Below are 22,853 nucleotides of genomic sequence, written 5' to 3' on the forward strand. Positions count from 1 at the left end.
CCACCCGGGATCCAGAAGCCCCCTGCTATTCGAGGAGTGACTCCCTCCAGCGATGGACGGATCGTCCTGTAGTACCTGCGCCGCCCCCTCCCGACATATCGAGGCGGCGGCATGACCATCCCCCTGCTGCTCCTCGGAGCGGCGTTCCTGTTGATCCTCGCCAACGGCTTCTTCGTGGCGGCCGAGTTCGGCCTCGTCACGGTGGAGCGCCCCGACGCCGAGAAGGCCGCCGCCGAGGGCGACCGACGGGCCCGTACGGTCGTCAACTCGCTCAAGGAGCTGTCCTTCCAGCTCTCCGGCACCCAGCTCGGCATCACCATCACCTCGCTCGTCGTCGGCATGCTCGCCGAACCGGCGCTCGCCGAGCTGCTCAACGGCCCCATCACCGCGGTCGGCATCCCCGAGGGAGCCGTGTCCGGTGTCGCCGTGGTCGTCGGCATGCTGCTGGCCTCTGCCGTGCAGATGGTGATCGGCGAGCTCGTGCCCAAGAACTGGGCAGTCTCCAGGCCCATGCAGGTCGCGCGGTTCGTCGCGGGCCCGCAGCACGCCTTCTCGACCGTGTTCCGGCCGGTGATCTCGGGGCTGAACTCCGTGGCCAACCGGCTCGTCCGCACCTTGGGCGTCGAGCCCACCGCGGAGCTGGCCTCCGCGCGCACCCCCGGCGAGCTGGTCTCCCTGGCCCGGCACTCGGCCCAGGCCGGCGCCCTGGAGCAGGACACCGCCGACCTGTTCGTCCGTACGCTCTCGCTGGCCGACCTCACCGCGCAGCACGTCATGACCCCGCGCGTGAAGGTCAGCTCCCTCCAGTCCTCCGCGACCGCCGAGGACGTCGTGAACCTCACCCGCGCCACCGGCCTGTCCCGCTTCCCCGTCTACCGGGAGCGGATCGACGAGATCGTCGGCATGGTGCACCTCAAGGACGCCCTCGCGGTGCCCTCGCAGGACCGGCTGCGTACGCCCGTCACCAGGATCGCCCAGGCCCCGCTGCTCGTCCCGGAGACATTGCCCGTGCAGCCCCTCCTGGAGCGGCTGCGCAACGAACAGCCCATCGCCGTCGTCGTCGACGAGTACGGCGGCACGGCCGGCGTGGTCACCCTGGAGGACATCGTCGAGGAACTCGTCGGAGAGGTCCGCGACGAGCACGACGGCCATGACGTCCCCGAACTCGCCGCCGCACCGGCCGAGGACGGCCGGCCCGCCTGGGACGCCGACGGCAGCTGCCGCGTCGACATCCTCCAGCGCATAGGCCTGGACGTCCCCGAGGGCCCGTACGAGACGGTCGCCGGCCTGGTCGCCGATCTGCTCGGCCGGATCCCCGCACCCGGTGACAAGGCGGAACTGCCCGGCTGGCGCCTCTCAGTGCGCCAGGTCGGGCACTACCGGGCCGAGCGGGTCCGGCTGGTCAGGACCGCCGGTGCCGCTTCGGCCGCCGCCTCCGCTTCCGTGGTGGAGGCCGTCCGATGAGCGTGCTCCAGCTCCTGTTCGCGGGCCTGCTCGTGCTCGCCAACGGCTTCTTCGTCGGCGCCGAGTTCGCGCTGGTCTCCGTCCGCCGCAGCCAGATCGAACCGCTCGGCACCGCACGGGCCCGCCAGGTCATGTACGGCCTGGAGAACCTGCCGCAGATGATGGCCGCCGCGCAGTTCGGCATCACGGTCTGCTCGCTGACGCTCGGCGCGGTCGCCGAGCCCACCGTCGCGCACCTCCTGGAGCCGGTGTTCCACGCCGTGAACCTGCCCGAGGGCATGATCCACCCGCTCGGGTACGTCATAGCCCTCGCCGCGGTCGTCTTCCTGCACCTCGTCGTCGGCGAGATGCTGCCGAAGAACCTGGCGATGGCCGCCCCCGAGAAGACCGCGCTGTGGCTCAGCCCCGGCCTGGTCGCCTTCGCCCGGCTCTGCAAGCCGGTGACACTGGGCCTCGGTGCCTGCGCCCGAGTCATCCTGCGGCTCTTCCACGTCGAGCCCAAGGACGAGGTCGAGGCGGTCTTCACCAGCGAGCAGCTCAACCGGCTCGTCGAGGACGCGGGACAGGCGGGCCTGCTCGACCCCGAGGAGCAGGAGCGCCTCGAGGACGCCCTGGAGCTTGGCTCCCGCCCGGTCACCGACGTGCTCCTGGACAGCGAGTCCCTGGTGACCGTCGGCCCCTCGGTCACCCCGGGCCAGGTCGTCGCGCTCACCGCCCGCACCGGGTACTCGCGTTTCCCGGTGGCCGCCGAGAACGGCGCCTTCATGGGCTATCTGCACGTGAAGGACGTACTCGACCTGGAGGAGTCCGAGCGGGCCGTGCCGCAGCAGGTCTGGCGCCCCATGACGACCCTCGGGGCCGAGCTCCCGCTGGATGACGCCCTGACCGTGATGCGCCGCGCCGCGACGCACCTCGCCCAGGTCGCCGACGCATCGGGACGCGTGCTCGGCCTGGTCGCCCTGGAGGACGTACTGGAACTCCTGGTCGGCGAGGTCCGAGACCCGGCGCACCGGGAGACTCCGGCGGTACGGGTCGGCGAGCCGCGCAAGGAGGCATCGGAACCGGCCCCGGGCCAGGAGACGGCGGAGCAGGCACTGGCCAGCTGACGCAGAAGACCCGCGCCCCTGTGCTTTTAGGGGCGCGGGTCTGTGACGTTTGCGGCTCCGCCGCGGGGCGCGACAAGCCACGATGCGCCCGCAGCCGCCAGACGTCATCAACAAACCGAGCTCGTGGGCGAACCTCACATGGGTGAGGGATCCTGCGGCCCCCGCCCCGACAACACCTCGCCGTACGCCTGCATGAGATCGGCCAGCCGAAGCGTGGACAGGTCGTCCCGGGTGAGGTGGCCCGGATAGACCGAGAGCCGCAGATCACGGTACGCGCAGCTCTTCTCGTACAGCGTCCGCAGAAACCGCCCATTGCCGAGCTCATCGATCCAGCCCTGATCGACAACGTGCCCGCTGATGGAGCGCAGCTCGTCGAGCGCCTCCTCGTCCCACACGTCACCGTTCTCCGCGGCCAGCACCTCACCGATCGAGGTGAGTTCGAGCGGACGGTACGAGGGAAAGTCGACGCGGGTCGTGAAGCGGGACGACAGCCCCGGGTTGGCGGCCAGCAGCCGGTCCATGCCCTCGGGGTAACCGGCGAGGATCACCACCAGGTGGTCGCGGTTGTCCTCGGCCCGCTTCAGCAGCACCTGCAACGCCTCGTCGCCGTACGCGTCGCCCTTGCCGTAACCGGAGTTGGAGAGCGAGTAGGCCTCGTCGACGAAGAGGACGCCGCCGATCGCGGAGTCGATCAGTTCGTTGGCCTTCACGGCGGTCTGGCCGAGGTACTCGCCCACCAGGTCGGCGCGTTGGGCCTCGACGAGGTGGTCGCCGCCGAGCAGGCCGAGCGCGTAGAAGACCCGGCCGAGGATCCGGGCCACGGTCGTCTTGCCGGTGCCGGAGGGGCCCGAGAACACGAAGTGCCGCTTCGGCGGCTGGACCGGCAGACCCTGCCCGGCCCGCAGCCGCGCCATGTTCAACTGCGCGGACAGCGCCTTCACCTGGCGCTTGACCGGTTCGAGGCCGACCATGCGCTCCAGCTCCAGGAGCGCCTCTTCGAGCAGTGCCGGATCGGTGGGCCCGGTCGGCAGGTGCGGCGGACGCACCGGCACGATGGCCTTCTCGCGGACCCGGTCCGCCTCGGAGGGCAGCGCGCCCGGCGGCGGCAGTTCGGGCTCCGAGAGCTTGAGATCACGGCCCTCGCCGCCGAACAGCGGGTCGACGCCGTCCGGGCCGTCCAGGATGTCCTGGCCGACACCGGTGAGCGTGATCGCCGCGAGGTCGGCCGTGTCGTCGTACCCGTCGCCCTCGGAGATCGCCGCGAGCCGTGCGGAGGTGTCCATGAAGGCCGGGTCGACCCGGTGGACCGCCCGGTACAGGGGCAGCGCCGCGGCGGAGCGGCCCGTGCCCTCGTGCGCCCGCGCCAGCCAGTACCGCAGCTCCTTGCGCTGCGGCTGCTCGCTGCGACAGCGCATCAGCGCCGACGACAGCAGCGGCTCGGCCTGCCCGAACATCTCCAGGCGCACCCGTGCCATGCCACCGAAGAGACCCGCCTCGATACCGAGCATCGGATCGTCGATCAGCGGATCCGTGTGGCGGACCAACTGCTCCCAGTCCTTGACGAGATACGCCCGGCAGGCGTGCAGGAACCGCACCTGCGGATCCGCGTCCACGGGCGGGAGGCTCGCGAGTGCCCGGTCCAGCTCCGGGACATGACGCCCGTCGAGCCAGTGCGAGGCGTGCGCGAGCAGCAGATCGCGCGGCGACTCCAGGACGGGCTGCACCCACCAGCCGAGCCAGTACCAGGAGTTGAGCGTCCGCCGGTGGCGGGAGCGCTGTTCCCCGAAGCGCTCCCGGTGCCGGAACATGCGCAGCAGCGCCGTCGTCGTGTCGATGCGCAACGCGTGCAGCCCGAGCCAGCCGTCGGCCATGCCCGGATCCATCCGGACCGCGGCGCGGAATTCCTCCTCCGCCTGCGGATAGGCCCCCATCGTGTAGGCGTCCACACCTCGCAGCCAGGCGAGGTCGGCCGGGGCCTCGGGGCCCTGCGTGCCGAAGTCCATCACGTCCCCCACAAACCGTGCCCCCGTTGATCGCCGGGCGGGCCGGTGCCCGTCGGCAGTCTTCGTCGAACCGCTGTGCCGCGGACGGGAGTTGCGTTCGGTGCGGAGAGCATCCGTCCGAATGTCGCACCGAGAGGCATCGTACCTGCGGGGCAGTACCGGGCCGAAGGGTGCCGCACGACAGGTTCTCCGAGGTGGGAGCAGATGGGGCGCACTCGGTTCGGTGACTCAGGGTGAACGAATCGCGCCTCGGAGCGTCCGAAAAACGGCTGTGGGCAGAACGAAGCCCCCGATCACGGGGGAACAACCGGGGGCTTCGCGTCTGCGGGGCGGCCCCAAAAGGCCGCACATTCAGAAAGTAAGTCCTGTACGGCCCCCGGGTCAAGCCGAGTTGGAGCACTCAGGCAACTTCTCAGATGTGGGTCTTCACGAGTTCAGCACACAGACGCTGGGCCATCACGGTCCGTGACCGAGAGGCTCTTCGCTGACGTCGCAGCAGGTCCCTGGAGCACCTCGTACCCCTCTGAACACTGCAGCACCAGAAGATCGGCGTACGGTTTTGACGGGTCCTTGGTGAAGTGCCGACGCTCGGCGCGGACCCACCCCTCCCAGAACTCGTTCTGCGCCGAACCGTCCCTCTGCCGCCCGCGCGCCCACGCGTCCTCGTCCGCCAGCTCCATCCACAGCAGTCGCGCCAGCCACGGCCTGATCGCGCGACGGCCGGCCCCCACCCCCTCGACGAGGACCACGGGCGCGGGCGGCAGGGCCCGGTCCTGTCCGAAGCCGCGTGTGTCCCAGTCGTACGGCCGATAGTGCGCCGTCGTGTCGTGCGACAGCGGCTCGACGACCTCCTGGAGCAGCCGCCCGGTCCAGGCGAAGAGCTCCTCGTGCGTGGCGATGTCGTCCAGGTGGAGCACGGGAGCCCCGCCCAGTGCCTCGGCCAGATGGCCCGCGAACGTGGTCTTCCCCGAGCCCGCGTGCCCGTCGACGCCGATGAGCCGGACGGGGCCGCAGGAGGGCGGCAGCCGGTGCAGCCGGGAGGCGAGGGTGTGGAGGTGGATGAGGGGTCCCTGGGTGTGGTGAGTGCGGTGGGTGCGGTCCGGTGTGGTGCGGGGCCGTGTCGGGCGGCGCGAAGTCGTGCGGCTCGGAATGGTGCGGCCCGTACGTGCGGCGTCCGAACTGAACCCGTGCACGCGCGCCGGGGTGCTCCTGCGGATCACTTTACCGAGGCCGCTCCCGGGCGAACGGGGGAGAAGGTGCCGTCGCGCTGTCGCTGTCATGCCAGTGGTATCGACCAATATTTGTCGGCGCCGCGACGCGCGAAGTGCTGGCAGAAGCCGTGATCGCGAACCATAGTTGCCCCACACCCACGCATTGGACCAGCCCGTTCCGGACACCTGGGGGTCACCCGTCCATGACCAGAGCTGAACAGCCGTCCCGCAGAAGTCTGCTGGCCGTGGCGGTCGCCGCGGCCACCGCGGGCGCCGCGAGTCCGGCGGCGGCCGCCGCCGGCTCGGCGGCCGGCCCCGCGAGAACCCGGACCCCCGCCCCGTCGAAAGCCCCGTCGCGCCTCGTGGACAACCATGCCTGGACCTCGTACACCGACTGGCGCGGTGGTACCGCGGAAGGGACCCGTGCCGTGCCGGGGGTGCGCCCGGGCCTGGCGATCGAGACGCCCGAGGGCCGGACCGACTACAAGGACCCGCACACCGGCACGACCGCCACCTGGGAGTACGCGCGCTGGACCTCGCCCGTCCACCGCCTCGCCGTCCCCTCGACCGAGGTCATCCCGTCCTGGAACGCGCGGACCCCGGCGGGCACCTGGCTCCAGATCGAGCTGTCGGGCACGTACTCCGACGGCGCGGGCACGCCCTGGTACGTGATGGGCCGCTGGGCGGCCGGGGACCAGGACATCCGGCGGACGTCGGTGGACGACCAGAGCGATGGCAAGAGCAGTATCTGGACGGACACCTTCTCCATCGACGACGCGGCCTCCGGGCTGCGCCTGGTGTCGTACCGGCTGCGGCTGACCCTGTACCGCAAGCCCGGGACCAAGGCCACGCCGACCGTGTGGCGGCTCGGCGCGATGGGCTCCGACGTCCCGGACCGCTTCACCGTCCCGGCCTCGACGCCCGCTCTCGCGCGGGAGCTGACGGTGCCGCGCTACTCGCAGGAGATCCACGCCGGCCAGTACCCCGAGTACGACAACGGCGGTGAGGCCTGGTGCAGCCCCACCTCCTCCCAGATGATCATCGAGTACTGGGGACGGAAGCCCACGGCGGCGCAGCTGGCCTGGGTCAAGCCCGAGTACGCGGACCCGCAGGTGTGCCACGCCGCCCGGTTCACGTTCGACCACCAGTACAACGGTTGCGGGAACTGGCCCTTCAACGCCGCGTACGCCGCGACGTACAAGGACCTCCAGGGCGTGGTGACCCGGCTCGGCTCGCTCGCCGACCTGGAGACGCTGATCGCCGCAGGAATTCCGGCCATAACGTCCCAGTCGTTCCTCAAGACCGAACTGACGGGAGCGGGGTACGGCACCGCGGGCCATCTGATGACGGTCATAGGGTTCACCGCCGACGGCGACGTGATCGCCAACGACCCGGCCTCGCCGGACAACAACGCGGTTCGGCGCGTCTACAAGCGGCGCGAGTGGGAGAACATCTGGCTCCGTACCAAGAGGTACAACGCCGCCGGGAAGGTCGTCTCTGGTACCGGCGGGGTCTGCTACGTGTACTTCCCGGCCCGTCCCACGGCCCGCCAGCGGACGGCACTGGCGGCGGTGGGTATTCGCTGAGAGGCGGCTGAGCGACGGCTGCGTGACGCGGCCGCTGTGACGAGATTGCCGTGACGAGATTGCTGTGAGGGGCTGCTGTGGCGGGTGCCACAGCAGCCCCTCGCGCGTGACCAAGCTCTCTCCCGCAAAAGCCCGATCCGGTGGCAAGGTGGACAGAACGGTGGGGGAGTCCACTGGAAGACCGACGTGAGCGAGCTGCCATGACCACGAACTCAGCCACCGCCGGACGTGTCCGTGCCCGTACCGGAGGCCCCAAGGACGACGGCCCGAAGATCCTCGAGCACGTCGTGGGCTGGACGTTCGTGGTGGTGCTGGCGATGCTGGTGACGCAGCTCGGCCTCGTCTGATCGCGGTCGAAGAGAGTCGAACAGGCTGGTGGTGCCGCTCTGCCATACTGCGGGGATCCCGCTCGCAGTTGGAGACCAGGTCCGGAATTGAGTAACCGTCAGCAGAGTGATGCCGACCGCCCCGGAGCGCGCGGCACAGACCGTTCCTTAGCGCGCCGCGCCGAACTCATCGCCATCGGGCGGAAGTTGTTCGCCGACACGTCCTACGACGCACTGTCGATGGACGACATCGCGAAACAGGCGCAGGTGGCCAAGGGATTGATCTACTACTACTTCAAGTCCAAGCGCGGCTACTACCTGGCGATCGTCCAGGACTCGGTGGCCGAGCTGATCTCCCGGGCGGGAAGCGGCCTCGAACTGCCCCCGGCGGAGCGGGTCCACCGCACCATCGACGGCTATCTGCGCTACGCCGAGAACAACCACGCCGCGTACCGGACCATCATCAGCGGGGGAGTCGGCTTCGACGCCGAGGTGCACGCCATCCGGGAGGGCGTGCGGGAGGCCATCGTCGAGACGATCGCCGAAGGGGCGTACGGGCGGCGCGAGATCGGCCCGCTGCCACGGATGGCGCTGCTCGGCTGGCTGTGCAGCGTCGAGGGGGCCACCCTCGACTGGATCCACCACTACGGCCTTCCGCGCGACCTCATGCGCGAGCTGCTGGTGAAGATGCTCGGCGGCACGATGCGCGCCATCGAGGAGCTGGACGCCTCCTACCCGGCCCCGCAGGCCGCACGCCGGACGCATGACACGAGTGGAGGGCGGGGGCCCGCCGACCGGACCCCGCCCTCCACTGAAATGCCCTGCCGCCGAGGCTAGTTGATCGCCTTGATCAGCTCGCCGTTCGACGTGTCACCGCTCAGCTCCCAGAAGAACGTGCCGCCCAGGCCCTGCGCGTTCTTGTAGTTCATCTTCCCGGCGATGGTCGACGGGGTGTCGTAACTCCACCAGTTGTTCCCGCACTTGGCGTACGCCGTGCCGCCGACCGTGCCGGTCGCCGGGCACTTCGTCTTGAGCACCTTGTAGTCGTCGATGCCCTGCTCGTACGTGCCCGCCGCCGGGCCGGTGGCGGTGCCGCCGGGAGCCGCCTGGGTGACACCGGTCCAGCCGCGGCCGTAGAAGCCGATGCCGAGCAGCAGCTTCGAGGCCGGGACGCCCATGCCCTTGAGCTTGGCGATGGTCGCCGAGGTGTGGAACTCCGCCTTCGGGATCCCCGAGTAGGAGTTCAGCGCCGAGTGCGGAGCCGTGGGACCGGTCGCGTCCCAGGCACCGAAGAAGTCGTACGTCATCGGGTTGTACCAGTTGACGTACTGGGCGGCGCCCGCGTAGTCCGCCGCGTCGAGCTTGCCGCCGGCCGTGGCGTCGGCCGGGATCGCCGAGGTGACCAGCGCGGAGCCGCCGAACTTGGCGCGCACCGCGGACATCAGGTTCTTGTACGCGGCCCGCCCGCTGGTGTCACAGGTGGCGCCGCACGCGTTCGGGTACTCCCAGTCGATGTCGATCCCGTCGAAGACGTCCGCCCACTTCGAGTTCTCGACCAGGTCGTAGCAGGACTGCGCGAAGGCCGCCGGGTTCCTGGCCGCCTCGGTGAAGCCCGCAGACCAGGTCCAGCCGCCGAAGGACCACAGGACCTTGAGGTTCGGGTGCTTCTTCTTCAGCTCGCGCAGCTGGTTGAAGTTGCCGCGCAGCGGCTGGTCCCAGGTGTCCGCGACGCCGTCGACCGACTCGGCCGCGGTGTGCGTCCGCTCGGTCGCCGCGTAGTTGTCGCCCATCGCGCACTTGCCGCCGGTGACGTTGCCGAAGGCGTAGTTGATGTGCGTCAGTTTGGCCGCGGAGCCGGACGTCTCGACGTTCTTGACCAGGTACTTCCGGTCGTAGGTGCCCCATTCGGTGAAGTAGCCGACGACCTTGGATCCGGCGGCCTTCGGTGCTGCGGCCTGTTCGGCGGGGGCGGCCGCGGTGGCCGTACCCGCGCCGGCGAGCAGCCCCGCGCCGAGAACGGCGCAACACGCGGCGGAGATGAGCGCCCTGAAACGGACGCGGGGGCGGAGCGAGCTGAACATCGTGTCTCCTCGTGGGGGAGAGGGGAACGGGCCGCCATTTGGCATGAACGCGGTGAAGCGTTGGAGCGAAACAGTAGGAGGACTAGACCAGTACGGTCAATGGTTCGGACCAATTTGGCACAGGAATCCTTTACTCTTGAGTAAGCGGTCGTTAACTGGTGACTCTATGCCTCCGATCGGGCATACTCACAGCGCACAGCCGCTGATCAGCCGCTTCCGCGACCCGGAGGCGCCGAGCATCGACAGTGCCCAGTAAGACCAGGCGGGGCAGCCCCACCCAGGTGTGCGTTCGCCGAAGTGCCCGACAGGGAGGAGAGCGTCGCCATGCCCGACCGCGCCCCGCAGCCGGTGGACCGTCAACTGCCCACGGACGAGGCCCGGGATCTGATCTCGCTCGTCCGCGACATCGCGCAGCGCGAGATCGCCCCGAAGGCGGCCGAGGAGGAGGACGCCGGGCACTTCCCGCGCGAAGTCCTCACGCTGCTCTCGGAGTCGGGGCTCCTCGGCCTCCCGTACGACTGCGAGTACGGCGGCGGAGACCAGCCGTACGAGGTCTACCTCCAGGTCCTCGAAGAGCTGGCCGCAGCCCGCCTCACCGTCGGCCTCGGCGTCAGCGTGCACACGCTCGCCTGCCACGCCCTCGCCAACTACGGCACCAAGGAACAGCAGGTCGAGCATCTCCCGGACATGCTCGGCGGCGGCCTTCTGGGCGCCTACTGCCTCTCGGAGCCGTCCTCCGGCTCGGACGCCGCGTCGCTGCGTACGAAAGCCGTGCGGGATGGCGACATCTGGGTGATCACGGGAACCAAGGCCTGGATCACGCACGGCGGAGTCGCCGACTTCTACACCGTGCTCGCGCGCACCGGCGGCGAGGGGGCGCGCGGCATCACGGCGTTTCTGGTGCCCGGCGACGCCGAGGGACTGAGTGCCGCGGTGCCCGAGAAGAAGATGGGCATGAAGGGCTCACCCACCGCCCAGGTCCACTTCGACGGGGTGCGGATCCCGGACGACCGGCGCATCGGCGACGAGGGCCAGGGTTTCGCGATCGCCCTGTCCGCGCTCGACTCGGGGCGGCTCGGCATCGCGGCCTGCGCGATCGGTGTGGCCCAGGCCGCGCTCGACGAGGCCGTCGCGTACGCCACCGGGCGGCAGCAGTTCGGCCGCCCGATCGCGGACTTCCAGGGTCTGCGCTTCATGCTCGCGGACATGGCGACCCAGATCGAGGCCGGCCGGGCGCTCTACCTCGCCGCGGCCCGGCTGCGCGACGCCGGACGGCCGTTCGCCAAGCAGGCGGCCATGGCGAAACTGCACTGCACCGACACCGCGATGAAGGTCACCACGGACGCCGTCCAGGTGCTCGGCGGGTACGGCTACACCGCGGACTTCCCCGCGGAGCGCTTCATGCGCGAGGCCAAGGTGCTGCAGATCGTCGAGGGCACCAATCAGATCCAGCGGATGGTCATCGCCCGTCACCTCGCGGGTCCCGAGTCGCGCTGAACCTCCCGTACCCGTACACCACCGAGGGCGCCGCGAGCCGGGCCCACTCCGGGTCGTGGCGGCCCGGCAGGGTCCGGCCCCGGTCGGCCCAGGTGCGGATGAGGGCACGGTAGATGGGGGGATCCAGGGGCTGATGTTGCGTGTGGTGCGCATGGGACCCTTGTGGTGCCTGAGCTCCTTGCGTCCACTGAATTCCCTGGGTTCCCTGCGCCCACTGGGTCTCCTGTGGTCCCAGTGATCCCTGGGGAACCGATTCTGCCGACGCGGGGAAGAGGATCCGGCGGCGGCGCTCCGCCTCTGCGTATGTGGAGGTCATACCGAGACCAACGGGTCCACATACGGACAGGACACCGGCACGGGGATTCGCCATTGAGTTCGCGGTGCCCCCTTGTTCCGGGCACCGCCGGTCCGTACGAGGGGCGCACCGGACTCTGGCCCCCTAAGACCTTCTGACGTACCGTCAACTCCGCCGCCGGGGGCCGCACCCCTCCGGGCGACGTCACGCGCCGTACGCCCCGGGAGGCAGCCGATGCCCGACGACCGCCCCGTAGCCCTCGACGAGTACCCCGTGCACCAGGTCCCCCTCTCGATGAAGCACGTGGCGACGGGGGACCGGAACGCCTACGACCGGTGCATCTTCCAGGTCTTCGACCATCAGGGGCGAGCCCTGCTCATCCTGGGGCTGGGGGTGTACCCGAACGTCGGCGTGATCGACGCGTACGCGACCCTGCGCACCGGCGACACCCTGCACGCCGTACGCGCCTCCGACGCCCTGGACGACGACACCCGGATGACGATGGCGGTCGGTCCGCTGCGGATCCAGGTCGAGCGCCCCCTGAAGGACTTCGTCCTGAGCTGCGCGGCCGACCCCGACGACCCGGACGGACTGTCGTACGAGATCAACTGGTCGGCGGAATTTCCCGCGCTGTGGGAGCCGCATCACGTCCAACGCCGGGGCGCCCGGCTCACGTTGGAGGGCCGGCGCTTCGTGCAGGCGGGCCGGTGCGAGGGCTGGATCCGGGTCGCGGGGGAGGAGATACGGCTGTCGGGCGACGGCTGGACCGGCACCCGCGACCGCAGCTGGGGCACGCGCCCCCTGCCCGGCGAGGAAGGCGGCCGGCTCGCCGAGGAGCACCCGACCGAGGGCTTCCACTGGCTCTGGTGTCCCGTCCGCTTCGAGGACCGCTTCCTGATGGTCGTCACCCAGGAGGACGCCGACGGCTACCGGACCCTGAACGACGCCACGCTCGTACGGAACGGGGAACGCGACCGCCAACTCGGCTGGCCCCAGACCGAGATCACCTACCGGAGCGGAACCCGCCACCCGGAGCGCGCGACCGTCCACCTCGGTGACTTCCGCAAACCGTCGGAACTCGGCGTCGAGATCCTCACCTCCTCCCCGCTCGCCGTCGGGGCCGGCTATCCGCCCGCCGAGGACTGGCAGCACGGCACCTGGCAGGGGCGCGGCTGGACCGACCGCCGTACCTACGGCCTTTCGGACCCGGCCGCGCTCGGGCTCGCCGCGTACGGCGTGACCGACCACGCCGCCCGCTTCACGCTCGACGGACAGGTGGGGCATGGCATCTTCGAGCACGGCTCGTTCGGACGGCACGACCCGAGCGGGTTCACCGGCTTCGACTCGGTCGCGCCGTAGGGAAGTTGACGCGAGAGAGGGAGCGGAACGATGGCAACGGCACCCCGTCCGCGTACGACCACACGTGACCCGGAGGAACTCGCGCGGCGGCTGACCGCCTGGCTCGCCGGACGGCTGCCCGGCGCCAAAGCGGTCGACGTCCGCGTCCCCGCCTCCAACGGACTGTCCAGCGAGACCCTGCTCTTCGACATCGAGCACCCCGAACCCCAGGTGCGCGCCTGCGCGTTGAGGCTCGCGGCGGACCCGGCGGCGTACACCGTCTTCCCGGTGTACGACCTGCCGCGCCAGTACCGCACCATGCGACTGGTGGCGGACCGCACGGACGTGCCCGTACCGCGGGTGCAGTGGCTGGAGGAGGACCCGGGGCCCCTCGGGGCACCCTTCTTCGTCATGGAGCGTGTGGAGGGCCGCGTACCGCCGGACGTCATGCCCTACACCTACGAGGGCAACTGGCTGCACGCGGCAAGTGACGCCGAACGGGAGCGACTTGAACACGCCTCGGTCGGACTCCTCGCCCGGCTGCACGACCAAGTCCCGGTGCGCGAGGCGGACTTCCTGGCCTCGCCGGGGGACGGCAGTCCGTTGCGACGCCATGTCGAGGACCAACGCGCCTACTACGAATGGGTGATTGACGGTCTGCCGCGGTCACCCCTGATCGAGGACGCCTTCGACCGGCTCGACGCGATCTGGCCGCGCGACGAGGGCGAGACGGTCCTGAGCTGGGGTGACGCACGCATCGGAAACGTCATCTACGACGGCTTCGAACCCGCTGCCGTCCTCGACTGGGAGATGGCGGCACTGGCCCCGCGCGAGGTCGACCTCGGCTGGATGATCTACCTGCACCGCTTCTTCCAGGACCTCACCGTGAGCTTCGGCCAGCCCGGACTGCCCGGCTTCCTGCGCCGGGACCGCGTGGAGCCGCGCTACGCCCAACTCACCGGCCACACACCGCGGGACATGGACTTCCACATCCTGTACGCCGCCCTGCGGCACGCAATCGTCATGCTGCGCGTCGCCTACCGGCAGGTGCACTTCGGTGAGACCGCAGTCCCCGCGGATCCGGACACACTGATCCTGCACCACGACAGCCTGCGAGCCATGGTGCAGGGCAGTTACTGGAGCTGAGGACCGCTCAGACGGAAACCGGCCGCGTGGTGCTCAGGCGGCCTGGTCGCGCATCACCGGCACCCGCATGGGACGCGAGCCGGGGCCGCCGACGTGCGAGAAGGGCTGCGTACGCCAGTCGAGACCCTGAGGGAGCGTCAACAGCAGAGCGGTGTCCTGCTCCTGAGCCTCCATCGTCTCGTCGGCGGGCCGGGCCTCGGCCGCCGTACGGCCCGTACCGGCGCAGACCGTGAGCCCGAACGGGTTCCACGGCGACGCGCACAGCGCGTGCTCCGGCAGGATCTCCTCGTCCGCGAGGAGCGCGATGGGCTGCGCGCAGTCCGGGCAGATCACCCGGTACATCTCGAAGGTGTCGTACGCGTCGAACTCCTCGGCGTCAGGTTCGACGCCCTCCGGCTCGGGCTCGACGACGGGCTGCTGCCGCTTGGGCGCGGTGCGACCAGGGCGCTTCAGACTCTGCATGGGCTACTCCCCCTCGGGTGGGCCGACAAGGCACTGCGACCTCGACCACAGCAAGCACTTCCCGCCCCGTCTCTGCGGTAATCACGAGAACATCACGGAACCGACTGCCGCGATGTGGCGTTCGTCACATGCCGCGTGCAGGTGCCCGACCCGGTGGTTTTGTCCCCCGGGTGTCTCGCCCGCTTCTTCAGGCCACATCACAAACCGGGTATGACCTGCGCCGCAGAGTACCCGAGGGGATCAAGGGCATGTAGGTTCTCCGCCATGGAGGAGCTGGACCGCCACATCGTGCAGCTGCTCGTCGAAGACGGGCGGATGAGCTACACAGACCTGGGCAAGGCCACGGGCCTGTCCACGTCGGCCGTGCACCAGCGGGTGCGCCGGCTTGAGCAGCGCGGAGTCATCCGCGGCTATGCCGCGGTCGTCGACCCGGAGGCCGTCGGGCTGCCGATCACGGCCTTCATCTCGGTGAAACCGTTCGACCCCAGCGCCCCCGACGACATCGCCGAACGGCTGGCCGACGTCCCGGAGCTGGAGGCCTGCCACAGCGTCGCCGGCGACGAGAACTACATCCTCAAGGTCCGCGTCTCGACACCGCACGAGCTGGAGGAGCTCCTCGCGCGTGTGCGCACGCTGGCGGGCGTATCGACACGTACGACGGTGGTTCTCTCCACGCCGTACGAGGCCCGGCCGCCCAAGATCTGACCCCCGTGTGTGTGGGGACCCCCGTGCGCGGGGCGCGTGCGCCGAGGGGCGAGACTGTTCCCCATGAGTGAGAGCACCGCCACCTCCCGAACCGTGCTGCTGCGCGGCGGGGAAGTCCACAGCCCCGCCGACCCGTTCGCCACCGCGATGGTCGTGGAACGCGGGCAGGTCGCCTGGGTCGGCTCCGAGGGCGCGGCCGACGCGTTCGCGGACGGTGTCGACGAGGTGGTGGACCTCGAAGGGGCGCTCGTCACCCCGGCGTTCACCGACGCGCACGTGCACACCACGGCCACCGGCCTCGCCCTCACCGGCCTCGACCTCTCCGCCGCCCGCACCCTCACCGAGGCGATGGCCCTCGTACGGGAGTTCGCAGCCACCCGCCCCGCCGACCGGGTACTCCTCGGTCATGGCTGGGACGCGTCCCGCTGGCCCGAGCGGCGGCATCCATGGCGGGACGAGCTGGACGAGGTCACCGGCGGCCGCCCGCTCTACCTCAGCCGGATCGACGTGCACTCGGCCGTCGTCACCACGGCACTGCTGGACATGGCGCCGGGCGTACGCCGGGCGGCCGGCTTCGAGGACGGCGAACCGCTGACCCGCGACGCCCATCACGCCGTACGCGCCGCCGCGTTCGCAGCTGTGACCCCGGAGCAGCGCACCGAAGCCCAGCGCGCCGCGCTGAAGCATGCGGCCTCGCTCGGTATCGGCTCCGTCCACGAGTGCGCGGGCCCGGAGATCTCCTCCGAGGACGACTTCACCGGGCTGCTGAGGCTCGCCGCGGAGGAGGCCGGGCCCCGGGTCGTCGGCTACTGGGCCGAACACGGGGAGGAGGGCGTGGCGAAGGCCCAGGCGTTGGGAGCGGTCGGGGCCGCGGGCGACCTCTTCGTGGACGGCGCCCTCGGCTCGCACACGGCCTGCCTCCATCAGCCGTACATCGACGCCGAGCACACCGGCACCGCCTACCTGGACACCGCGGCCGTCGCCACCCATGTGGTGGCATGCACCGAGGCGGGCCTCCAGGCGGGCTTCCACGCCATCGGGGACGCCGCCGTGACGTCCGTGGTCGACGGAGTCCGTGCCGCCGCCGAGAAGGTCGGCCTGGCCCGCGTTCGCGCCGCCCGGCACCGCGTCGAGCACGCCGAGATGCTCACCCCGGAGGCGATCGCCGCCTTCGCCGAACTCGGCCTCACCGCTTCCGTCCAGCCGGCCTTCGACGCGCTGTGGGGCGGCGAGGACGGCATGTACGTCGAGCGCCTCGGCGCCGAGCGGGCCCGGACGCTCAACCCGTTCGCGGCCCTGCTGCGGGCCGGGGTGCCGCTCGCCTTCGGCTCCGACAGCCCCGTCACACCCCTCGATCCCTGGGGCACCGTCCGCGCCGCCGCCTTCCACCGCACTCCGGAGCACCGCGTGTCCGTGCGCGCCGCGTTCACGGCGCATACGCGGGGCGGCTGGCGGGCGGTCGGACGCGACGACGCGGGCCTCCTGGTACCCGGCGCGCCCGCGGACTACGCCGTGTGGCGCACCGACGAGCTCGTCGTCCAGGCCCCTGACGACCGGGTGGCCCGCTGGTCGACCGACCCGCGCTCCGGCACCCCCGGACTGCCCGACCTCACGCCCGGCGCGCGACTGCCCGTCTGTCTGCGTACGGTCGTGGGCGGACGGACGGTATTCGTACGGCCGGACGAGTGATGTCCCGGGGTGGCGCGGCGTCGATCATGGCCGGGCGCGCCGTCGCGCGACCTGCGTATCCTCCGCGCTGACCAGGGGGTTGAGGGAAAACGCCCAGGTCAAACGGCTGTTGACAGCGAGCGGCAGGTGGCCGGTAGGTTCGGCCGGGTCCACCACCGGACGTCCGACCGGTGAACTTCCGCGCAGTCGCCGCAGCGCAGTTGGGTCAGGGGTGGTGTGCCGCACCGGTACACCACCACTGGGAGCCAGGCCCAGCGCCCGCGCCACGGGGCGAGGGAACGTTCCGGCTCGGATGGTGTGACCCGGGTGGGGCCCGGACGCTCAGTAGACAACGGCTTTCGGTCGACCCGCAGCCAGCGGGTCCCAGGTCGGCCCGAAGGGCGCCGGGCCCCGATCCGCAGTCCTGTCCCCTTCCGGGAACTTTCACCTCGGTGCCTCACCTGCCTGAAGAGCGACGCTCGCTATGGTGGAGCCCCTCGCACGGAAGTCTTAAGGGGAAGCTGTGAACGACGGCGGTGGGCGACAGTTCGGTCCGCTCGGCACGACCTTGGTGATCATCCCGACCTTCAACGAGGCGGAGAACATCAAGGCGATCGTCGGCCGCGTGCGGGCCTCCGTGCCCGCGGCGCACGTTCTGATCGCCGACGACAACAGCCCCGACGGCACCGGCAAACTCGCCGACGAACTGACCGTCGAGGACGACCAGGTCCACGTGCTGCACCGCAAGGGTAAGGAAGGCCTCGGCGCCGCCTACCTCGCGGGCTTCCGCTGGGGCCTGGAGCACGGGTACGGCGTGCTGGTCGAGATGGACGCGGACGGCTCGCACCAGCCCGAGGAACTGCCCCGGCTGCTCACCGCGCTCAAGGGGGCCGACCTCGTGCTCGGGTCCCGCTGGGTGCCGGGCGGGCGCGTGGTCAACTGGCCCAAGTCCCGTGAGTTCATCTCGCGCGGCGGCAGCCTGTACTCGCGCGTCATGCTCGACGTGCCGATCCGCGACGTCACCGGCGGCTACCGCGCCTTCCGCCGCGAGACCCTGGAGGGTCTCGGCCTCGGCGAGGTCTCCTCGCAGGGCTACTGCTTCCAGGTCGACCTGGCCCGGCGCGCCGTCAAGGCCGGCTATCACGTCGTCGAGGTGCCCATCACCTTCGTCGAGCGCGAACTGGGCGACTCGAAGATGAGCCGCGACATCCTGGTGGAGGCCCTGTGGAGGGTGACCACGTGGGGGGTCGGGGAGCGGGCGGACCGGATTCGGGGGCGTCGGAAGGGCTGAGGCGGGGTTCGGGGTCGAGGAGCGAGGGTTGAGGGGCGGGGGCTGACGGGCAAGGTCCGGGGCCCCGGTTTTCGGTTCTGGGGTCTCGGGCGCTTCGTCTCCGGTCGGGTGTGTCAGTCGCATGCCCGGTCTCCTGGGCCGCCGGTTCGGGGTCCCGCGTTCGGGACTGATGGCCGGTTCGTTGTGTGGTCCCGCTGCCGGAAGCAGGCGGCTCCGCTTCACAGGCCGTGCTGACCACGCGTTTATCCCGTACTGAGCCGTGCCCAGGCACACTGGACGCATGACGACTGGCGCTTCGACTCCGCCCCACCCCGCACGGCCCCGGCGCTCCGGCCCGCTCCGATACCTGCCGCTCGGCATCGCCGCATGGCTGGTGCTGGAGATCTGGCTGCTGATCATGGTGGCGGGTGCCACGAGCGGGTTCATCGTCTTCCTGCTGCTGGTCGCCGGATTCGTCCTCGGCTCCGTGGTCATCAAGCGGGCCGGACGCCGTGCCTTTCGCGCGCTGAGCGAGACGCTGCAGCAACAGCAGAGCGGGGCGTTGCCGCAGGGCGGTACGAATTCCGAGGGCAACGGTCTGATGATGCTGGGCGGGCTGCTGCTGATGCTTCCCGGGCTCATCTCCGACGCGCTCGGGCTGCTTCTGCTGGTGCCGCCGGTTCAGAAGGGGCTGAGCCGGTATGTGGAGCGGACGTTTGAGCGGAAGGTGCGGGAGGCCGGCGCTGGGACGCTCGGGGGTGCCTTCCAGCAGGCGCGTATCCATCGGCCTGACGGGAAGGTCGTTCCGGGTGAGGTCATTCGGGATGACGAGCCGCGGGACCGTCGTCAGGAAGACTCGGGCCCGAGGCCCCCGCTGAACGGCTGACGCCCGGGGGTTTTCTTCGCCCCCGCCGCCCCTACCCATTCCCGTCACTCCTCGGGGGCTCCGCCCCCGAACCCCCGTTGCGCAGTTCCCCGCGCCCCTTAAGGGGCGCGGGGAACTGCGCAACCAGCCACGACCAACCCGCACCCAAAAGCCACCCAAAGTCATTCAAACGCACAAAACCGCAGGCACCGTACCCGGAGGTACGGCACCCGCGGTTGGGTGCGTGCGTTGTATGCCGCCCAACCCCCGGAGGGGTTACGCGGACTTGCGGCTGTCCCGAGGGTGGACCGCGATGTTCATGGCTCCGGAGCGAAGTACAGCCAAGCGCTCTTCGAGGACCTCTTCGAGTTCCTCTCGCGTGCGCCGCTCCATCAGCATGTCCCAATGCGTGCGCGCGGGCTTGGCCTTCTTTTCCTCAGGGCCGTCGCCGTCCACCAGGAGTGCCTGGGCCCCGCAGACCTTGCACTCCCACTCCGGCGGGATCTCCGCCTCCACCGAGAAGGGCATCTCAAATCGATGGCCCTTCTCGCATGCGTACTCCACGGCCTGGCGCGGGGCCAGGTCGATGCCGCGGTCCGTCTCGTAGCTGGTCACCACGAGGCGCGTGCCGCGAAGAGCTCGCTCACTCATGAATCGTGCCTCCCGGGCTTGTCGCCCACAGGACAGGTGTCGCTGTCGTCGTCATCCGGTCAACGTCCGGTCGGCGGTAAAGATTCCCGTTCCGGGTCATGCGTCGCCGTCGTAGCCGCCCCTTGTTGTACCCACCTGCGCCCGGTTTGTCACATCTGAGGGCAGATGTCACCCAGCGTTTCGGTATCTTTGACGCGCAGTAACGGTACGCCTGGCAGGCCAAACGCGTACACTACCGGCCTTTGGCCTCCGGCGCTAAATCCTGTCCGGAACGGGGTTGCCCGCGTCGCGCACCGCCTGGCGTACCGGAACCCTCGCGAGCAGCACGAATCCCAGCACGAAGAAGGCCACGAGCGAGATGATCGCGTCCCGATAACTTCCCGTTAGCTGGTAGGTCAGACCGAACAGAAGCGGGCCGAGCCAGCTCATCCCGCGGTCGCTCATCTCGTACGCCGAGAAGTACTCGGCCTCCTTGCCGGGCGGCACCAGATGCGAGAAAAGGGACCGGGACAGCGCCTGGCTGCCGCCGAGGACGACCCCGATGCCGGCGGCGAGGACGAAGAACCAGACGGGCGCGCCGGCGGGCAGGAAGTAACCGGCGCCCAGCGTCACGGTCCAGGCGACCAGTGAACCGAGGATGGTCCGTTTGGCGCCGTACGTCCGGGCGAGCCGGCCCATCCCGAGAGCCCCGGCCACCGCGAGCAGCTGGACCAGCAGCACAGCGACGATCAGCGTCGACTGGTCGAGGCCCAGCTCCTCGGATCCGTACACGGATGCCTGCGAGATGACCGTCTGGATGCCGTCGTTGTAGACCAGATAGGCGAGCAGGAAGGCGAGCGTCAGTGGCTGGCGGCGCATGTCCCGCACGGTGGCCGCCAGCTGCCGCCATCCGTGTGTGGACGTACCCGAGGAGGATGCCGTGCGGCGGTCGCGCAGCCGTTTGAGCGGTACGAGCGTGAAGACGCCCCACCAGATACCGGCCGAGGCCAGACAGATGCGGACCGCCGTCGACTCGGAGACGCCGAAGGTGTCGTGGGCCGTGTAGAGGATCAGGTTCGCGACCAGGACCAGCGAGCCCGACGCGTAACCGAAGGCCCAGCCCGTCGACGAGACGGCGTCGCGCTCCTCCGGCGGGGCGATCTGGGGGAGGTAGGAGTTGTAGAGCACCATCGAGACGGCCAGTGAGGCGTTGGCCACAATCAGCAGGAGGCCGCCCAGCAGATAGCGGTCGCCGTCCAGGAAGAACATCCCCGCTGTGGCCGCGGCGCCCAGGTAGGCGGCGACCGCGAGGAGCGGCTTCTTGCGGCCCGTGCGGTCGGCCGCCGCGCCCGCCATCGGCATCACGAAGATCGACAGGATGACGGACGCCGACACGCAGTACGCGAAGAAGGAGCCGGCGCGCAGGGGGATCCCCAGCGGGTGCACGAACCCGTCCGCGTCCGCCGCCGCCTTGGCGACCGATGTCAGATAGGGGCCGAGGAAGACGGTGAGCACGCTCGTCGAGTAGACGGAACAGGCCCAGTCGTAGACGTACCAGCCGCGTTGTTCGCGCCGCCGTTCCGCGGCCTCGTCGGCCGCTTGTTCCCGCACGGTGTCGGTGCCCATCCGTGCCCTCGCTTCCCCGTCGCAGTCCCCGTACGCGGACGCCGCGCGGGGCGCCGGGCCGTCAGACCCAGGTGCCTCGGTCCCTCAGGACCCCGCGCAGCGTCTCGATGTCTGGGCATTGTGCCCAAGGTGCAAACTCGTCCAGTGGCCGGGCCCGTTGACCATGAGTATCCGTCACACAAGGTGATTTAAGGGTCTGTTAGAGTGACGAGCGCCTGGGTGTCCACGACCGGCAGCCAGGACTACCGCCGGGCTGGCGGGATGTCAGGTCTGTGGAGCCGATGTAAGACCACTGGGCGGTACCCCGTCCCTCGCCTTAACCAGGGTGGCTGTTGGTTGTGAAGCAGAAAGCTCGGCCTGCGAGGGCCGGACTCCTCTCAGGGGGAGGAGGCCAAGATGCCATCGACTCCCACTGAATTGATGGCCGGGGAGCCGCGTTGGCGGCTCCCCGTCGGCTCCGCCTTGATGTCGACGTTCCAGCGGACGTCCGGGAACGTCTCCAGCAGCTCCTCGAAGAGGGGGACCGGTTCCGATCCCGCGACGCGCGCGTGGCTCACGTCGTCCCAGGGGAGGTCCGCTATCCGGCCCGCGCCGTCGGTCACCCGGTCCAGCGTCGCGTCGTGGAAGGCGACGAGTTTTCCGTCCGCCGTGGTGTGTACATCGGTCTCGATGTATCGGTAGCCGGCCTCGACCGCGCGCCGGAACTGGGCCGCTGTGTTCTCCAGGCCGTCCGCGGCCCCGCCCCGGTGGGCGAAGGCGATCGGGCCGGGATGGTCGAGGTAGGGGTGGCGTACACGGGTGCTCACCCGCGCAGTATCGCCTGCTCCGGTTGCCCGGCGGCAACGACCGTGCTGCCGCCCGATGATGCGGAGGGGACGGCGAACAGGCGCAGGAAGAGCTGGGCCAGTGGGCCGATGGCGACCGCGTACAGGACCGTGCCCACGCCGACCGTGCCGCCGAGGACGAAGCCCGTCGCCACCACCGCCACCTCGATGGCCGTACGCACCAGGCGGATCGAGCGGCCGGTGCGCCGGTGGAGCCCCGTCATCAGACCGTCGCGCGGGCCCGGGCCGAAACGGGCCGCTATGTAGAGGCCGGTCGCCAGGCCGTTGAGGAGGATGCCCGCGACCAGCAAGGGGACGCGGATTCCGAGGGCGTGCGCGTCCGGGACCAGGGCGAGCGTGCCGTCCATGGCGATCCCGACCACGAAGACGTTGGAGACCGTGCCGAGGCCCGGGCGCTGGCGCATCGGGATCCACAGGAGCAGCACCACGGCGCCCACGATGATCGACACGACGCCGATCGTCAGCCCGGTCATCTCTGCGAGGCCCTGGTCCAGGACGCTCCAGGGCGCCAGGCCCAGGCCCGCCTCCACGAGGAGGGCCACGCTCGCGCCGTACAGCGCCAGGCCCACGTACAGCTGGAGCAGTCGGCGGGTGAGGTGCCTCGACGGCGGACTCGACGGCCGATCCGGCGGCGGAGTGGACAAGGTGTGCCCCCTGGTGGTGATAGTGGCCTGACCCGTGACACTCTGTGGCTTGAGAAGAAACCTCTTCCATGGCCAATTCGGGGAA

Annotated in this window: 19 protein-coding genes and 1 pseudogene; 12 read left to right on the forward strand and 8 right to left on the reverse strand. The window is 70.3% G+C overall.

The window, feature by feature from the left end; translation table 11 throughout:
• Positions 1 to 111: 111 nt before the first annotated feature.
• Both QF035_RS42250 and QF035_RS42255 read left to right on the forward strand, forming a co-directional pair.
• Positions 112 to 1,464 (forward strand): hemolysin family protein, encoded by a 1,353-nt coding sequence (locus QF035_RS42250; protein ID WP_307526712.1) that lies wholly within the window; start codon positions 112 to 114, stop codon positions 1,462 to 1,464.
• Positions 1,461 to 2,570: a hemolysin family protein gene (locus tag QF035_RS42255; protein WP_307526714.1), complete on the forward strand. Its 1,110-nt coding sequence runs from the start codon at positions 1,461 to 1,463 to the stop codon at positions 2,568 to 2,570. Before QF035_RS42250 ends, QF035_RS42255 begins: the two co-directional genes overlap by 4 nt.
• 134 nt (positions 2,571 to 2,704) lie before the next feature.
• Here QF035_RS42255 and QF035_RS42260 read toward each other — a convergent pair whose 3' ends face one another.
• Both QF035_RS42260 and QF035_RS42265 read right to left on the reverse strand, forming a co-directional pair.
• A complete protein-coding gene (locus QF035_RS42260) occupies positions 2,705 to 4,573 on the reverse strand; it encodes an AAA family ATPase (RefSeq protein WP_307526716.1) in 1,869 nt (622 codons plus the stop codon).
• Positions 4,574 to 5,007: 434 nt separating this feature from the next.
• Positions 5,008 to 5,634, reverse strand: a complete 627-nt coding sequence (locus QF035_RS42265; RefSeq protein WP_307531824.1) for a uridine kinase family protein — start codon at positions 5,632 to 5,634, stop codon at positions 5,008 to 5,010.
• Positions 5,635 to 5,987: 353 nt separating this feature from the next.
• Between QF035_RS42265 and QF035_RS42270 the strand changes: the two genes are divergently transcribed.
• The 3 genes from QF035_RS42270 (at position 5,988) to QF035_RS42280 (ending at position 8,533) form a co-directional block, all read left to right on the forward strand.
• Positions 5,988 to 7,370, forward strand: a complete 1,383-nt coding sequence (locus tag QF035_RS42270; RefSeq protein WP_307526718.1) for a peptidase C39 family protein — start codon at positions 5,988 to 5,990, stop codon at positions 7,368 to 7,370.
• A gap of 200 nt (positions 7,371 to 7,570) precedes the next feature.
• Complete coding sequence (locus tag QF035_RS42275) at positions 7,571 to 7,717, forward strand: SCO1431 family membrane protein (protein ID WP_107102534.1); 147 nt, start codon at positions 7,571 to 7,573, stop codon at positions 7,715 to 7,717.
• 87 nt (positions 7,718 to 7,804) lie between these two features.
• On the forward strand, positions 7,805 to 8,533 hold the full coding sequence (locus tag QF035_RS42280) for a TetR/AcrR family transcriptional regulator (protein ID WP_307526722.1): 729 nt from the start codon (positions 7,805 to 7,807) through the stop codon (positions 8,531 to 8,533).
• Here QF035_RS42280 and QF035_RS42285 read toward each other — a convergent pair.
• On the reverse strand, positions 8,530 to 9,777 hold the full coding sequence (locus QF035_RS42285) for a glycoside hydrolase family 18 protein (protein WP_307526724.1): 1,248 nt from the start codon (positions 9,775 to 9,777) through the stop codon (positions 8,530 to 8,532). The two genes, QF035_RS42280 and QF035_RS42285, sit on opposite strands and share 4 nt — an antisense overlap.
• A gap of 324 nt (positions 9,778 to 10,101) precedes the next feature.
• On the opposite strand from QF035_RS42285, the gene QF035_RS42290 reads away from it, so the two are divergent.
• The 3 genes from QF035_RS42290 (at position 10,102) to QF035_RS42300 (ending at position 14,053) form a co-directional block, all read left to right on the forward strand.
• Positions 10,102 to 11,274, forward strand: a complete 1,173-nt coding sequence (locus QF035_RS42290; protein ID WP_307526726.1) for an acyl-CoA dehydrogenase family protein — start codon at positions 10,102 to 10,104, stop codon at positions 11,272 to 11,274.
• A gap of 529 nt (positions 11,275 to 11,803) precedes the next feature.
• Entirely contained in the window at positions 11,804 to 12,928 is a 1,125-nt protein-coding gene (locus QF035_RS42295; RefSeq protein WP_307526728.1) for a hypothetical protein, read from the forward strand.
• A gap of 30 nt (positions 12,929 to 12,958) precedes the next feature.
• Positions 12,959 to 14,053 (forward strand): phosphotransferase family protein, encoded by a 1,095-nt coding sequence (locus tag QF035_RS42300; RefSeq protein WP_307526730.1) that lies wholly within the window; start codon positions 12,959 to 12,961, stop codon positions 14,051 to 14,053.
• Positions 14,054 to 14,086: 33 nt separating this feature from the next.
• Here the strand turns inward: QF035_RS42300 and QF035_RS42305 are convergent, their stop codons facing one another.
• Positions 14,087 to 14,515, reverse strand: coding sequence for a hypothetical protein (locus QF035_RS42305; protein WP_189839826.1), 429 nt, complete (start codon positions 14,513 to 14,515; stop codon positions 14,087 to 14,089).
• A 264-nt stretch (positions 14,516 to 14,779) separates the two neighbouring features.
• On the opposite strand from QF035_RS42305, the gene QF035_RS42310 reads away from it, so the two are divergent.
• The 4 genes from QF035_RS42310 (at position 14,780) to fxsA (ending at position 19,044) form a co-directional block, all read left to right on the forward strand.
• On the forward strand, positions 14,780 to 15,220 hold the full coding sequence (locus QF035_RS42310; protein WP_055615743.1) for an Lrp/AsnC family transcriptional regulator: 441 nt from the start codon (positions 14,780 to 14,782) through the stop codon (positions 15,218 to 15,220).
• A 63-nt stretch (positions 15,221 to 15,283) separates the two neighbouring features.
• The gene (locus QF035_RS42315) at positions 15,284 to 16,909 is read left to right on the forward strand and encodes an amidohydrolase (protein WP_307526733.1); all 1,626 of its coding nucleotides are present in this window, start codon (positions 15,284 to 15,286) and stop codon (positions 16,907 to 16,909) included.
• Between the two features lie 502 nt (positions 16,910 to 17,411).
• Entirely contained in the window at positions 17,412 to 18,179 is a 768-nt protein-coding gene (locus QF035_RS42320; protein WP_189839824.1) for a polyprenol monophosphomannose synthase, read from the forward strand.
• A gap of 280 nt (positions 18,180 to 18,459) precedes the next feature.
• On the forward strand, positions 18,460 to 19,044 hold the full coding sequence (gene fxsA, locus QF035_RS42325; protein WP_307526735.1) for an FxsA family membrane protein: 585 nt from the start codon (positions 18,460 to 18,462) through the stop codon (positions 19,042 to 19,044).
• A 255-nt stretch (positions 19,045 to 19,299) separates the two neighbouring features.
• Here fxsA and QF035_RS42330 read toward each other — a convergent pair whose 3' ends face one another.
• From QF035_RS42330 to yczE, 4 genes and pseudogenes are all read right to left on the reverse strand, one after another.
• Positions 19,300 to 19,674, reverse strand: coding sequence for an RNA polymerase-binding protein RbpA (locus QF035_RS42330; RefSeq protein ID WP_003977404.1), 375 nt, complete (start codon positions 19,672 to 19,674; stop codon positions 19,300 to 19,302).
• Positions 19,675 to 19,929: 255 nt separating this feature from the next.
• On the reverse strand, positions 19,930 to 21,279 hold the full coding sequence (locus tag QF035_RS42335; RefSeq protein WP_307526737.1) for an MFS transporter: 1,350 nt from the start codon (positions 21,277 to 21,279) through the stop codon (positions 19,930 to 19,932).
• 452 nt (positions 21,280 to 21,731) lie between these two features.
• Positions 21,732 to 22,085: pseudogene (locus QF035_RS42340) on the reverse strand (glycerophosphodiester phosphodiesterase family protein); the annotation flags it as partial.
• The gene (gene yczE, locus QF035_RS42345) at positions 22,082 to 22,768 is read right to left on the reverse strand and encodes a membrane protein YczE (protein WP_307526739.1); all 687 of its coding nucleotides are present in this window, start codon (positions 22,766 to 22,768) and stop codon (positions 22,082 to 22,084) included. The gene yczE and the pseudogene QF035_RS42340, both read right to left, overlap by 4 nt.
• Between the last annotated feature and the right edge of the window lie 85 nt (positions 22,769 to 22,853).

Source organism: Streptomyces umbrinus, assembly GCF_030817415.1.
Lineage (GTDB): Bacteria > Actinomycetota > Actinomycetes > Streptomycetales > Streptomycetaceae > Streptomyces > Streptomyces umbrinus_A.